Here is a 12,587-nt window from a genome sequence, read left to right as displayed (position 1 = left end):
TTTTTGTTTGTATCTGTTTAATTAAACATCAGAACTTTCGAGTACGAATAAATCCAAAAAGAGCGAGCGAACATAAATCAACCAACAACAACTTTGTTATTACTGCGAATGCATAGTGAATAACAACAATTTTGGTTGAATCTGTGGAGTTATGAAGGTGGTTTGGGCTATTGGTTAAAGAAGTTCGCTAAAATCAATGCAAACAAAAAGGGTCTAGATTTCTCTAGACCCTTTTAGGTAATAACGCTTGGTGGCTTGATGTTGGCTAATTAAGCAAACATTAGCTAATTACTCGAAGTATTAGCTAGCCACACGACATGATTATGCGTCGATGTAAAAAGCTTCTACAGTGCCTTTTAGAGTAATAAGCATTGGCTGACCAAAACGATCTAGCGCTTTTGGAGAAGGGATCTTAACCCAACCTTCGCTGATGCAGTATTCTTCAACATCAGTACGCTCTTTACCATTTAGACGAATGCCGATTGGGTATTCGAAACACTCAGCAACGTGGTGTGGGCTGCGTGGGTTGCCTGCAAGATGATCTGGTAAAGCTGGTCTTGAATTAGTATCGCTCATGTTCATTACCTGTATGTACGTAAATAAAAAAAGTGCGTCATTCTAGTCAATATAGGCTTTGTGCTCAACAACTGCTGCAATAAATCGTCTTGATCGTTTTAATCAACAGCTAGTTGTTTGATTTAAAGGCGATATCGGCATGAGTTTCAACGAAAATTTAACAGGTTTATGCATTATGGATGAAAGGGAGAAATTCATTACTCGAACGGCAGATAAACTAATATCAGGCTTTTATTCCGAGCTTATCGATTAAGCTCAATACTCATCACTTTATGGTTCGGTTCTGATTCGATATTTACGATTGACCAACCTAGCCCTTGGTAGAGACCCATGATATTGGTGTACGCGTAGAGTTGAGTTTGCACTGCAGAAGAAACCTGTCTGACACCACGATTAATCAGTTCACTGGCAATGCCTTGACCGCGCCATTGAGGGTCGACAAACACAGCGTTGATCCACACTACATCACGAACTTGGTGAGGTTCTTGAAAATAGGAATACGCCAAGCCACCAATGACCACATTATCGCGAAGTACGGTTATTACTGGAGGGAGTTGTACGTTTTCTTTATATGTATCTTTAAACTTGAAATCAGACCATTCACTTTGAAATAAGCCCTCTAACTCATGCCAATAAGGTGAGTTTTCATCGCAATTTCTAAAGATTACTTTCTGCATTTTTCCGTCCTTTTAAAGAGAGTAATTCGGCTATCCTAGCCTTGTTTAATCTAAGTGTAGGTAAAGCTACTCTTCTTCGTCGTAATCGTCTGCTGGGTCTTGATTAATTTCTTCGCCGCATCCTAGGCATTCACCTTGCAGATCCGTAGGCATCACAATAATCAAACCACAATGAGGGCAAAGATCGCCTTGTTGAAACATCCTGTATTCCTTCTACTTAATGGCTATTGCTTAGGATATTTTTGCTTACTCGCTTCTAGCCAGTCGTGAATCACTTGGCGAGCGGATTCCGACGGAGGTGCATTTCGTTTTCCGCAGATTTGGTCTATTTCAAAAGGAAATGCTTTGCTCGGGACGCGGCGTAAACCTATGGTTAAACGCTGAGGCTTGAGCATGCGGAACACCACATAACGATCGCTCATGATTCGGTTGTGATACACGCCAATACAGTGCTTCTGCTCGATGCCTTCGTGTTCAAGGTCGTAATAATCCGTGAGCGGATGAATGTTGTCATTGCCAAGTAAAGGAACGGGATAAGGGATGTCTTTATCCATTGGGCAGTTACCCTCCAAACGACGTAATTGGCGTTGCTCCGTCCAGCGGTCATGGAGTTGTTCAAACATCGCAAAAGAGTTCTGACTGGTAATCGCGCGCAGTGGATCATCCATCTCCAAATCTAGTCCTAACAATATCGCATCTTGGAACATCGCCATCTTCGACGGTGCGTTAAGTCTGCCCTCTTCCACCATTGCAATCCCTAGCCTGCTACCAGTTAGAAATGGATGAACTTGGTCCAAACGCAGGGCTGTGTATCCAACTTTTGAGTAATGCTTAAACTTAAGGACTCGTCTTTGCAGCGGTTCGAGAATACGAACAATGTGGTCGAGTTCATCACCAACATTGTAATGAAGCTCTAGCTTGTCGATGAATTTGAGTGTCGCCTTGCTGCCGTCTAAGCCCAACTTGGTAAGGATCTTCTTCTGCCCTAAGCGACTTAGTGCCAGTGCTTTCTTGTTGTCGACACTGTATTTCATGCAGATCAAAGCTAAAATAACAGGCCTTAATTCAAGCAATTGTGCGGCTTCATAGGTATTCGCAGCAAGCCACAGCATCTGGTATTGGTACTCTGGAAAGTCGTCGGTGATTTCACGATAGCGCGTAGGCAATGAGTCTAACCAACGACCATTCACGTCAAACTGTTCAACAAGGTTGAGGCTCAGCCCAATGCCCCCATCAAGCGGTCGTCTACCATCTTCAAACACATGAAAGCCGACGAGCTTTTGAGACCAATCTCGGATCTCAATGTCGTAGTCGAAACCTAATGTTCGAGTGGGAATGGTTAGTAGTGCTGTCATTGATGCCTCTTCGTTATTGGCGCATTGAACTATCAAGCCTATCTAACAGCATAAGCTAGCGCTTCAACCACTATATCAACCTTTTGTAAATTTCTTATCAATCAAAGCGATATAAATACGATAGTGCTTAGAAGAACATTGAATGATGATTTTACGCATTATGAGACCTCTTCGATATCATTTGTGCCAACAGAAACTATGCTTGATACATAACTCACAACAAGAGGCTTTAATTATGGATTACCGACATATTCTGGTCGCACTTGAACTGTCTGACGACACCAAGATTCTCATTGATAGAGCGACCTTCTTCGCTGATAAACTGGAGGCTGGCATTTCATTTGTTTATATCGATGGTACGCATGGAGAAATTTACCCAGAGCTCGTTGATATTCAAGGAAATGACGGTGATTTACCCATCAATGAAGATGCCGTTAAGCATTTGAAAGAGTTTGAAGCCTACGCCAAACACCCAATTAAGCACATTTTCGTGGGAACGGGTGATTTGAACGATAAGCTCAAAAATGCCATCGAAGCAAATGGCGTTGACCTATTGCTGTGTGGCCATCACCATGATTTTTGGCATAAGCTCATCTCCCATTCTAAACAGATCATCGATACTTCCCCTATCGATATTCTCGTTGTTCCTATGGAATAGAAGCTCCAGTTCGACACTCAAAAATAACCGGCTTTGCCAACCTCTATCGGTATTATTGGTTGGCTTGATATCCTCTTCAACACACTCATCCTGACCGAAATCTCCTATTTCCCACTTAGAGTAATCATTTGTGATCTTGTCAGCCTATCAACTCGTAAGCGTCTAATAATTAACAAATCACGTCATTTCGATTTGAATCAACGTACTGAAATGTACGACCCAGACCATGCCTTCATCAATCAATGGACAGGCGGTAACGCAGTCACAACAAGCCTCACAAACCAGGACGCATTATGAAATTTAAAACGGTACGACTTGTATTAGGTGACCAACTCAACATTGAGCATTCATGGTTTCGACAGGTTAACGATGACGTTATTTACATCATTGCTGAGCTAAAACAAGAAACAGATTATGTTGCCTCTCACGTTCAAAAAGTGGCCGCGTTTTTCTGTGCGATGGGTTACTTCGCTAACGAACTCAAAGAACAAGGTCATCAAGTACTACACCTTACTCTTGACGACACAACGCAATTTGAAAACCTAGACACACTTTTAAAGCACTATGTACACGAATTCGGCGCAGAGAAATTCGAATATCAAAGGCCAGATGAATATCGCCTCTTAGAGCAGATGAACAAGCTCAAGCTGACCAATGCGACCAAAGGTTGTTGTGATACAGAACACTTCCTCTTTCCATTCGAGGAGATAGAACAACAGTTTCCAAAAGACAAACACATCATGATGGAACACTTCTATCGCCGAATGAGAAAACGTTTCGACATTTTGCTAGAAGACGGAAAGCCCGTTGGCGGAAAATGGAATTACGACGCGAACAATCGAAATAAGCTCAAGAAACAAGACATCGAAAACCTACCTCAGCCGCTGATGTTTACCAATGATATAACCGACATTTTGCAACGTATCGAGCACCACCAAGTGCAAACTATTGGTCAAGTCGGTAACCAGTTACTATGGCCGGTGAACCGCGCACAAAGCTTGTCTCTACTCGCTCATTTCTGCCAAGTCTGCTTGCCGTTATTTGGGCAGTTTCAAGATGCGATGACGACAGAGCACGACTCTAAATGGAGCTTGTATCATAGCCGTATATCGTTCTCGCTGAACAGTAAACTGCTGAGCCCTAAAGAAGTGATTGATGCAGCACTGTCGGCCTACCAAGCATCCTGTCTTCGAGACAGCTCACCAGATAAGCCAAGCATCGATATTGCACAGGTCGAAGGATTTGTACGCCAAATACTGGGGTGGCGAGAGTACATACGCGCCGTCTATTGGGCAAACATGCCTGCTTACGCCAACAAAAACCATTACTCAGCACATAATAACCTGCCCCATTACTTTTGGGACGGACAAACCAAGATGAACTGCATGAAGCATGCGATTGACCAGTCTCTTGAGTTTGCTTACGCGCACCACATCCAAAGGTTAATGATCACTGGCAACTTCTGTTTAATCACGGGTATAGACCCTGACCAAGTCGACAGTTGGTACCTCGGTATTTACGTCGACGCGATTGAGTGGGTTGAAATGCCAAATACGCGAGGTATGGCACTGTTTGCGGATGGCGGGATCGTAGGAACCAAACCATACTCTGCCAGCGGTTCCTATATCAACCGCATGAGTGACTACTGCAAAGACTGTCACTACAAGATAAAAGAACGCAGCGGCGAGCAATCTTGCCCTTTCAATAGCTTGTATTGGCGCTTTATGGACCAGCACCGCGATGCGTTAAACCGCAACCCACGTATGGGAATGTTATATCGCTCTTGGGACAACATGGATGAGCAATCACAACAAGCGATTCTCGATACTGCTGAACAACGAATCACAAACTTGGAGAACTTATAATGGTGGAGCAACTCAGATTACACATATTGGTGGTCGGTGGGAGCGGCGGTATTGGTTTCGCTGTGGTTAAACACCTATTATCTGAGCTCTCTCGGTTTGATTTTCTTGATGTGCATGTAGACGCGACTTACCACTCTCAACAGCCGGAACAAGAAAACAATCGCTTGAGCTGGCACAAAGTCGACGCCACCGACGAAGCTGATATTAAGCGCTTGAGTTCTGAGTTTGAACAACTTGATTGGCTGATCAACTGCGTGGGTATGCTCCACACTCCAGATCTTGGACCGGAAAAGAACTTGTCGTCCATCGACCCTGAGTTTTTCCTCAAAAACATCTCTGTGAATACCCTGCCCAGCTTGTTATTAGCAAAACACTTCACGCCGATACTTAAAGCGAGCGACAATCCAAAGTTTGCTGTGGTATCCGCAAAGGTTGGCAGTATTTCAGACAACAGATTAGGCGGTTGGTATAGCTACCGCTCATCGAAAGCAGCCCTAAATATGTTCATCAAAACCATGTCGATCGAATGGCAACGCACCATTAAGAAAGGCACCGTGTTGGCTCTGCACCCGGGCACGACAGACACAGCTCTGTCGAAGCCTTTTCAGACCAATGTCCCTGAAGGTAAGTTGTTTGAGTCAAGCTATGTCGCCCATCAGTTGGTCGATATTATTCGCACTGCCACACCGGATAACAGTGGGCACTTCTACGCTTACGATGGTGAACAGTTAAATTGGTAGTTGATACGAGTGTCCGTCTTTCATTAGTGCTAAAAAAGAAAACCCAACAGAGTTGAAGCTCCATTGGGTTTTTATTTAGAAAGAACGCCTCTGTTTTAAAAGGCGTTTGGTTGATATCTAGCTAAAGATCAAAACTGATCATCACGATTATTCAGCCCAATTGAACTTAGTATCGTCAACACCTTCTTTCTCTTCTTTAGCTCGCTCGCGTCGATGTTGTTCTTCAATTCGCGCAGCGTCTATCTCTTGCATGATGGCTTCGATATCAGCCAAGTCGTCGGTTTCCGTAAACTCACCCGTCAGTTTGCTGTCTGGCTTCAAGTCGCCTTTCTCGTACAGCGCCCACATTTCCTTGGCATACTCGGTTTTTGCCAGTTCAGGAGCAAACTGAGCGTAATAGTCACGGATGTTATTGATGTCACGAGCCAGCATCCACTCAGCGTTGTTGTTAGCCGAAGCGTCAACCGCTTGTGGTAGGTCGATAATTACTGGACCGTACTCATCCACCAATACGTTGAACTCAGACAAGTCACCATGGATCAAACCAACACACAGCATTTTAACTACGTAAGTCATCATCACGGCGTGGTCTTCGATCGCTTGCTCTGCTGACATAACGACATCGTTCAAACGTGGTGCAACGTAACCCTCATCGTCAGTGACCAGCTCCATAAGCAGTACGCCATCAAAGCAACCATAAGGGACAGGCACACGAACACCCGCTTCTGCCAGTTTATATAAGGCATCCACTTCAGCACTTTGCCAAACCTTTTCTTGTTGTTCACGACCAAAGCCAGAGCCTTTTTCCATCGCTCGAGCGCGGCGGCTATTTCGGACTTTTCGGCCTTCACGATACGCGGTCGCTTTTTTGAAGCTGCGTTGGCTTATTTCCTTATATACCTTGGCACAACGGATCGTATCGCCGCAGCGCACAATGTACACCGATGCTTCTTTGCCACTCATGAGTTGGCTTGTCACCTCGTCGACTAAACCGTCGTCAACTAAAGGCTGTATTCTTTTAGGTATCTTCATGCCGCCTTTATACATCACTTATCTTACAGATAGAAATATTAACTTGAGAAATGAATGACGAAACGATTAAAGGATCATCAAAATTACGACAAAGGAAGGAAATATTGGAGTTAACGGGTTTAGATCATGAGGATTGACCTGATCTATTCAGATTATGGGACTAAGACTTATTACGACGACAACGTTCAGAACAGTAGATCACGTCATCCCAACAGCGCTGCCATTTTTTACGCCATGCGAAAGGCTTTTGGCAAACAGGACATATCTTAGTCGGTAAATGGGGTTTCTTGTGCATGGCCGTTCCCTTCTTGAAGCATCCACTTCCTGCGTTTACTAGAGATTCCCTATTACGCTCGTACCTCGCTTTAGGGAATGACGAAGGTAATGCGAACAAATCTAGATTCCCTATTCCGTTCGTACCTCGCTTTAGAGAATGACGAAGGCAATACGAACAAAGCCTAGTTCTCTATGACGTTCGTTCCTGACTTTAAGGAGTGACTGCGTAGTGATTTGTGACTACTCCCGACTCCGTCATCCTCGAGAAGGAGGAACGACTGAGTCGGGGATCTGCTTCATCTAGCTCTATTTCTGCGCAGATAAATTTAGCAAGAACCAAAGTAACAACCTAAGCGACAACCTTGTACTGCTTCTCCATCTCACTCACACCTAAGCCAGAGTGTTTTGTCACTTTAAGCTGAACGGGCACTCGCTCTTTCAGTGCTTCAACGTGGCTAATGACACCGATCATCTTGCCTGATGCATTCAAGTTATCTAACGCGTTAAGGGCAATGTCCAATGTGTCACTATCCAACGTGCCGAAACCTTCATCTAAGAACAGAGAATCAATACTGGTTTTGTAGCTCACAAGATCAGAAAGCGCTAATGCCAACGCCAAGCTCACCAAGAAGCTTTCGCCACCTGATAAAGTCTTTGTATCACGCATCACATCGCCCTGCCATGTGTCGAGCACTTGCAGTTCTAAACCATCGTCGGCTTTACGTTTAAGCTCGTAACGACCATGCAAACGTTGTAGCTGCTTGTTCGCAAGGTACACCAAGTTTTCCAATGTTAAACCTTGGGCAAACTTACGGAACTTGTCGCCGTTCTTAGAGCCAATAAGTGAGTTCAAACGAGAGATATCATCAAACTCGACTTGTTGCTCATCAATTTGCTTAAACAGATCTTGCTGATTGCTGCGGTTCTGGCTATCCGTTTCAAGATTGGCAGAAATTGCGCCGATCTTGGTTGCATGGCTTTGTTGTGCGTTTTGACAATCAGTCGTCGCTTCTTCAACTTGCTGTTGGTTTTGCTCTTGCCATGCTTTCGCATTTTCGTGGTTTTGTAGCTCCACTTTCGTCGTTTTGGCGGTGTTCAACCTTGCTTGCGCACTGACAATCGATTCGTCTAAAGTCTTCTTCAGGCTTTGAAGTTGAGTTCTAACCTCTTCATCCAACAACGCTGCTTCAAAATTCACCTCATCTTCGAATGGGCTAGCTTTCAGTGCATCTAACCAAGCATTCAACGCTTGTGTGTGACTGAACTGCTTGCTGACTAGCTCGTCCGAGAAACCAGTGTGTTTGGTTTGCTCGGTTCGATGTTCCAGTTCACTGCGGTTAAGCACTAACTGAGCGGCATCAAATGCATTTACCGCTTCAGTGATTTTTTGCTTCATCGCATTGCTGGTGGCTTGAATGTCTTTGTCACCAAACAACTCTGTTCTTTCAGCCGTTACACGAGTGAGTTCTGACACTAAAGACTCACTCTGTTGCGTCAGTGTCGCGAGCTCTTTCTCAACACTGCTTAGCTTGTCGTCTAACGTTTTCAATTCGGCATTTTGAGTAATCAGTTGCTTCTCAATATCGGCCTGTTGCTGTTTGGTTTGCTGCCATGTGCTTGATGCTTGCGATTTCGCAGTAAACCAATCATCGATATGCTCAAGTTCAGGTGCTTCGATAGAAGTTTGAACAATGCTCTCTTTCAAAGCGTTCCATTGCTGGCCTTTCGCTTGAGCTATTTGAGTCACTTGCTCGTTTGCGACTTGGTTTTGCTTATTCAAATCAGCTAAGCGTTGCTCGGCCAACTCGAGATTAGACTGCGCCTTGTCAGCCATAACACTTACAGACAGGCGTTGTTTCTCAGCTTCAGCGTAATGCGCTTTAGCATCACCCAACGCTTTGAGTTGCTGCGCGCTCTGACTTAGTTGAAGTTCACACTGCTGAGCAAAGGTCGCGACTGTAGCTTCATTGCCTAAATCGTTAATCGTTAGCAGTGCCAGTTCAGGAGCCGTGCCAACGAAATCCGATAAGCTCTGTTGAAGCTTGCCGACAACGCCTTGCCAATTCAGCTGAGCTTGTTGAATATCCGCTTGCGCACGTTGAATGTCATCGTTAAGCGCTACAATCACAAGGGTAAGAGAATCTAACTGCTGACGATGCTCTTGGCCTTCTTTCTGAATCGCTGCTAATTCTTGTTCCTCAAGCTCTTTCTGGGCATTCAAATCCTTCGAACTTTGTGATTGTTCGATCGCATGGTCTGTTGAACCACACAATGGACAATCCATACCTGGCTTCAATGACGCTCGGTATTTCGCAAGGTCACCTTCTTGATCAATTAAGCGAACTAAACGTTCAAGTGAGGTCTTTTTTTCTTGGTATCGCAGAAGCAACACTTCACGCTCTTTCGAAACCTTGTCGACCAACTGGGTGTTGGTTTGATGTGCCTGTGTTTTTGCGTGCAGCTGTTGTTGGGCATTTAGGAAACAACGATTGATCTCGAGTAATGAGTGCGTATTGCGATTCCAAAACTCCAACAGATCTTTTTGCGAATTCAACACTTGCTCGCTAGTGTTGCCTTGCAAGGCTTCCCACTGTTGCTTTGCACTACTTTCTAGCACAACCAATTCAGCTAAAGTTTTATCTTGCGTTGCTTTAGCGTCTTGAGCAGATTTGATAATCGTTTGCTGTGCATCAACCGCAGACAACGCTTGCTTCGCTGAATTCAACTGCTCTGAATGCTGGCGCTCTAGAGTACGAACTTGCTCGACCTTTGCTTGCCACTGACCTAGGTATTTTTCCAAATGCTGGTCAGCTTGATGCGTATTTAAGTACTCAGTACTGCGTTGATCTTGTTGCTTTAGTGCATCTATTTTTTGAACCAAAACGACCTGTTGATTAAGCTGCTGCGTATGTTGCTCGTTTAGCGTGTTCGCTGCATTAACGGTCGCAGTTTGCTTATCTTTGAGTACGGCAATTTGGTTGTCTAGCGGACGCACGAGATCGATGATCTTATCTTGATCTTGTTGCTCACTTTTTACCTGTTCGACAATCGCACTGCTTTGAGTCAGTTTAGTTTGCGCGTCTTGCATTTCTGCATCACGAACGGCAAGTAACTTGGTGCTGTTATCTAGGTGAGCTTGAGTAGTGTTCACCTCTTGTTCGCAACGCTTTAAATCTTTGTGTACTGGACGCAGCTTTTCAGCCGGCTCACTGTTTGCCAAGCGCTCTAGTGACGGTTGGTTACGGTCTAGTTCATCTTGAGCGGTTTTCAGATCGAGCTCACTGGCCGCAATAGTTTGCTCAGCTTTGGTCACGTCTTTCCACCAGCTAAGATGGGCTTGCCACTCTTTTAATTGCTCGGCTAAACGCTTCTGCTCTACTTCTAGCGTTTCACGCTCTGCGGTCAGCTCTTTGATTTGCTCTTCAGACAGTAAGCTCACACCTTCAGCTTTCGCTTTAAGTTGATTAAGCGACTCTTCACTCGACTTAAAATGATCGTAGATACGCTCTGAGATCAGGCTATACACTTCGGTACCCGTCAGCTCTTCTAGTAGCTCTGCACGATCGTTGGCATTGGCATTTAAGAACGCCGCAAACTCACCCTGAGACAACATGATGGATTTAGTGAAGCGTGAGAAATCGAGGCCCGTGACCTGCTCCACCAACTTGATCTTCTTAGTGAGCATGGTCTCTAACACTTTATCTGTGTCGGCATCTGCAAATTCACAGGTCGGCGTTTGCAATGCGCCATCGTGTTTTCCACGCGCTCGCTTTTGGTGGAAATTAGATCGGTACGTTTTACCTTGAACTTCAAATTCCAGTTCAGCAAAACACTCGCCCGTACCACGAGTCATTAATTCATTATTACCTTTAGCAATGCTTTTCAAACGCGGTGTGCGATGGAAAAGTGCCAAGCAAATCGCATCAAGAATGGTGGTTTTACCCGCCCCAGTTGGACCAGTAATTGCGAACAGACCGTTTTCTGCAAACGGCGATTGGGTAAAATCGAGCTTCCAGCGCCCTTTCAAAGAGTTCAGGTTTTCAAATTCTAGGCTTAAAATCTTCATACGATTACTCTTCTACTTTATTGGGCGCTTGAGCGCTTTCAGACACTTCGACCATCACTTGTTTGAACTTCACCGTCATGCGCTCTAAACGCGCTTTTTCAGAATCGGTTTCAAACTCTTCTAAGGCAATACGCTTCGTAAACACGTCCATCGGGCTCAGTTCAGATAAGGTCTCTGCCGACTCTTGCTCTAATGCTTGATTACGACGCTCTCTTGCTCGGCGCAGTTGAAGTACTTCCACATTCAATCCTTCGGTCAGTGCGCGCATACGTTCTTGTAGATCCGACAAGTAATCTTGCGCTTGCACTTCTATCGATAACCATACGCTTTGGTCGCTATCTAAACCTATGTATTGGTTAAGCTGAGATTCGATCTCGCTCAAGTCGCCTTTGATTTCAGCTAGAGGTTGGAATGTGGGAACAGGCAGTTGAGAAATGGTGCGCTCACCTTCAACAAACTCAACCACACACACTTGTTTTTGAGACTTAAGTTCATCAAAACTTAGTGGGATTGGAGAGCCTGAATAACGAATGTATTCACGCTTTGCCACCACTTGTGGGCGGTGGATATGACCAAGTGCAATATAGTCTGCGTCTGGGAAGCCATCAGCGGCAAAACCATCAAGGTTGCCGACATAGATATCACGTACCGAATCCGATTGTTGAACACCCATCGCAGTTAAGTGGCCGGTAGCGATGATCGGCATGTGCTCGCTGTTTGCAAACGTCGCGCGCTTAGCAACCGCCGCATCATAAACACTTTGATAATGCTGTTTGATTGCATCGCCGAGTTGCTTCTGACGCTCAACGCCAGTGACACCCGCCTGGCTCATCAACACATCGCGAGGGCGAATAAAAGGAATGGCACAAACCAGCGCTTCTACATCGCCGTTCTTACCTTTTAGCTCGACAACCTGAGTCGCATAATCTTCATTGGTATTAGGAATCACGTCTGCGCCCATGTATTTGAGCAGCTGTTGTGTCTCTTTAAGCACAGAGACTGAATCGTGATTTCCACCTAATAACACCAATTGGCAACCGATCTTGTTCGAATCGACCACAAACTTGTTATACATCTCACGAGCGTAACTCGGCGGTGTACTGGTATCGAAAATGTCGCCAGCAACAATGATCGCGTCGATGTCGTGCTCTGTAACTTGCTCAAGTAACCATTGTAAAAACCGTTCATGTTCATTCTTGCGGCTTTTATTGTAGAAGTTTTGGCCAAGGTGCCAATCGGACGTGTGAAGAATCTTCATTGCTGCTCACTGGAAGTCTGTAATACCTTTAATCTACCAAAATAGTCGAGATAATTCCCTTTTATAAGCTTGTGAAAACCAACT

11 protein-coding genes are annotated in these 12,587 nt (G+C 44.9%); 3 read left to right on the top strand and 8 right to left on the bottom strand.

Annotation, left to right across the window (positions count from 1 at the left end; translation table 11 throughout):
• Positions 1–321: 321 nt before the first annotated feature.
• The 4 genes from AB6E30_RS16645 to AB6E30_RS16630 form a co-directional block, all read right to left on the bottom strand.
• Entirely contained in the window at positions 322–576 is a 255-nt protein-coding gene (locus AB6E30_RS16645; RefSeq protein WP_017059204.1) for a DUF3297 family protein, read from the bottom strand.
• A 242-nt stretch (positions 577–818) separates the two neighbouring features.
• Complete coding sequence (locus AB6E30_RS16640) at positions 819–1,253, bottom strand: GNAT family N-acetyltransferase (protein WP_017059203.1); 435 nt, start codon at positions 1,251–1,253, stop codon at positions 819–821.
• 66 nt (positions 1,254–1,319) lie between these two features.
• Positions 1,320–1,454 carry a hypothetical protein gene (locus tag AB6E30_RS16635; RefSeq protein ID WP_017059202.1) on the bottom strand — a complete coding sequence of 45 codons (135 nt, stop codon included), beginning with the start codon at positions 1,452–1,454 and terminating at the stop codon, positions 1,320–1,322.
• A 23-nt stretch (positions 1,455–1,477) separates the two neighbouring features.
• The gene (locus tag AB6E30_RS16630) at positions 1,478–2,608 is read right to left on the bottom strand and encodes a PcfJ domain-containing protein (protein ID WP_136975749.1); all 1,131 of its coding nucleotides are present in this window, start codon (positions 2,606–2,608) and stop codon (positions 1,478–1,480) included.
• 235 nt (positions 2,609–2,843) lie between these two features.
• Here AB6E30_RS16630 and AB6E30_RS16625 point away from each other — a divergent pair, with 235 nt between their 5' ends.
• From AB6E30_RS16625 to AB6E30_RS16615, 3 genes are all read left to right on the top strand, one after another.
• The gene (locus tag AB6E30_RS16625) at positions 2,844–3,266 is read left to right on the top strand and encodes a universal stress protein (RefSeq protein ID WP_017063967.1); all 423 of its coding nucleotides are present in this window, start codon (positions 2,844–2,846) and stop codon (positions 3,264–3,266) included.
• 293 nt (positions 3,267–3,559) lie between these two features.
• Positions 3,560–5,131: a cryptochrome/photolyase family protein gene (locus tag AB6E30_RS16620; protein ID WP_372104478.1), complete on the top strand. Its 1,572-nt coding sequence runs from the start codon at positions 3,560–3,562 to the stop codon at positions 5,129–5,131.
• A complete protein-coding gene (locus AB6E30_RS16615; protein ID WP_372104475.1) occupies positions 5,131–5,871 on the top strand; it encodes an SDR family oxidoreductase in 741 nt (246 codons plus the stop codon). Before AB6E30_RS16620 ends, AB6E30_RS16615 begins: the two co-directional genes overlap by 1 nt.
• A gap of 147 nt (positions 5,872–6,018) precedes the next feature.
• On the opposite strand, the gene AB6E30_RS16610 is transcribed toward AB6E30_RS16615, so the two are convergent.
• The 4 genes from AB6E30_RS16610 to sbcD form a co-directional block, all read right to left on the bottom strand.
• Positions 6,019–6,903 carry a PA4780 family RIO1-like protein kinase gene (locus AB6E30_RS16610; RefSeq protein WP_029235559.1) on the bottom strand — a complete coding sequence of 295 codons (885 nt, stop codon included), beginning with the start codon at positions 6,901–6,903 and terminating at the stop codon, positions 6,019–6,021.
• 160 nt (positions 6,904–7,063) lie between these two features.
• Positions 7,064–7,198, bottom strand: a complete 135-nt coding sequence (locus AB6E30_RS16605) for a DUF2256 domain-containing protein (RefSeq protein WP_081324519.1) — start codon at positions 7,196–7,198, stop codon at positions 7,064–7,066.
• Positions 7,199–7,528: 330 nt separating this feature from the next.
• Positions 7,529–11,245: an AAA family ATPase gene (locus AB6E30_RS16600; protein ID WP_372104472.1), complete on the bottom strand. Its 3,717-nt coding sequence runs from the start codon at positions 11,243–11,245 to the stop codon at positions 7,529–7,531.
• Positions 11,246–11,249: 4 nt separating this feature from the next.
• A complete protein-coding gene (sbcD, locus tag AB6E30_RS16595) occupies positions 11,250–12,503 on the bottom strand; it encodes an exonuclease subunit SbcD (RefSeq protein ID WP_372104470.1) in 1,254 nt (417 codons plus the stop codon).
• Between the last annotated feature and the right edge of the window lie 84 nt (positions 12,504–12,587).

This window comes from Vibrio sp. 10N.247.311.12, assembly GCF_041467515.1.
Lineage (GTDB): Bacteria > Pseudomonadota > Gammaproteobacteria > Enterobacterales > Vibrionaceae > Vibrio > Vibrio crassostreae_C.
The sequence above is the reverse complement of the archived record's forward strand: the minus strand, read 5'-3'. Positions and strand labels throughout refer to the sequence as shown.

Bases quoted from the DNA above. Each gene is read 5' to 3' on its own strand.
- AB6E30_RS16645 (WP_017059204.1), bottom strand. From the start codon at position 576: ATGAGCGATACTAATTCAAGACCAGCTTTACCAGATCATCTTGCAGGC.
- AB6E30_RS16640 (WP_017059203.1), bottom strand. From the start codon at position 1,253: ATGCAGAAAGTAATCTTTAGAAATTGCGATGAAAACTCACCTTATTGG.
- AB6E30_RS16635 (WP_017059202.1), bottom strand. From the start codon at position 1,454: ATGTTTCAACAAGGCGATCTTTGCCCTCATTGTGGTTTGATTATTGTG.
- AB6E30_RS16630 (WP_136975749.1), bottom strand. From the start codon at position 2,608: ATGACAGCACTACTAACCATTCCCACTCGAACATTAGGTTTCGACTAC.
- AB6E30_RS16625 (WP_017063967.1), top strand. From the start codon at position 2,844: ATGGATTACCGACATATTCTGGTCGCACTTGAACTGTCTGACGACACC.
- AB6E30_RS16620 (WP_372104478.1), top strand. From the start codon at position 3,560: ATGAAATTTAAAACGGTACGACTTGTATTAGGTGACCAACTCAACATT.
- AB6E30_RS16615 (WP_372104475.1), top strand. From the start codon at position 5,131: ATGGTGGAGCAACTCAGATTACACATATTGGTGGTCGGTGGGAGCGGC.
- AB6E30_RS16610 (WP_029235559.1), bottom strand. From the start codon at position 6,903: ATGAAGATACCTAAAAGAATACAGCCTTTAGTTGACGACGGTTTAGTC.
- AB6E30_RS16605 (WP_081324519.1), bottom strand. From the start codon at position 7,198: ATGCACAAGAAACCCCATTTACCGACTAAGATATGTCCTGTTTGCCAA.
- AB6E30_RS16600 (WP_372104472.1), bottom strand. From the start codon at position 11,245: ATGAAGATTTTAAGCCTAGAATTTGAAAACCTGAACTCTTTGAAAGGG.
- sbcD (WP_372104470.1), bottom strand. From the start codon at position 12,503: ATGAAGATTCTTCACACGTCCGATTGGCACCTTGGCCAAAACTTCTAC.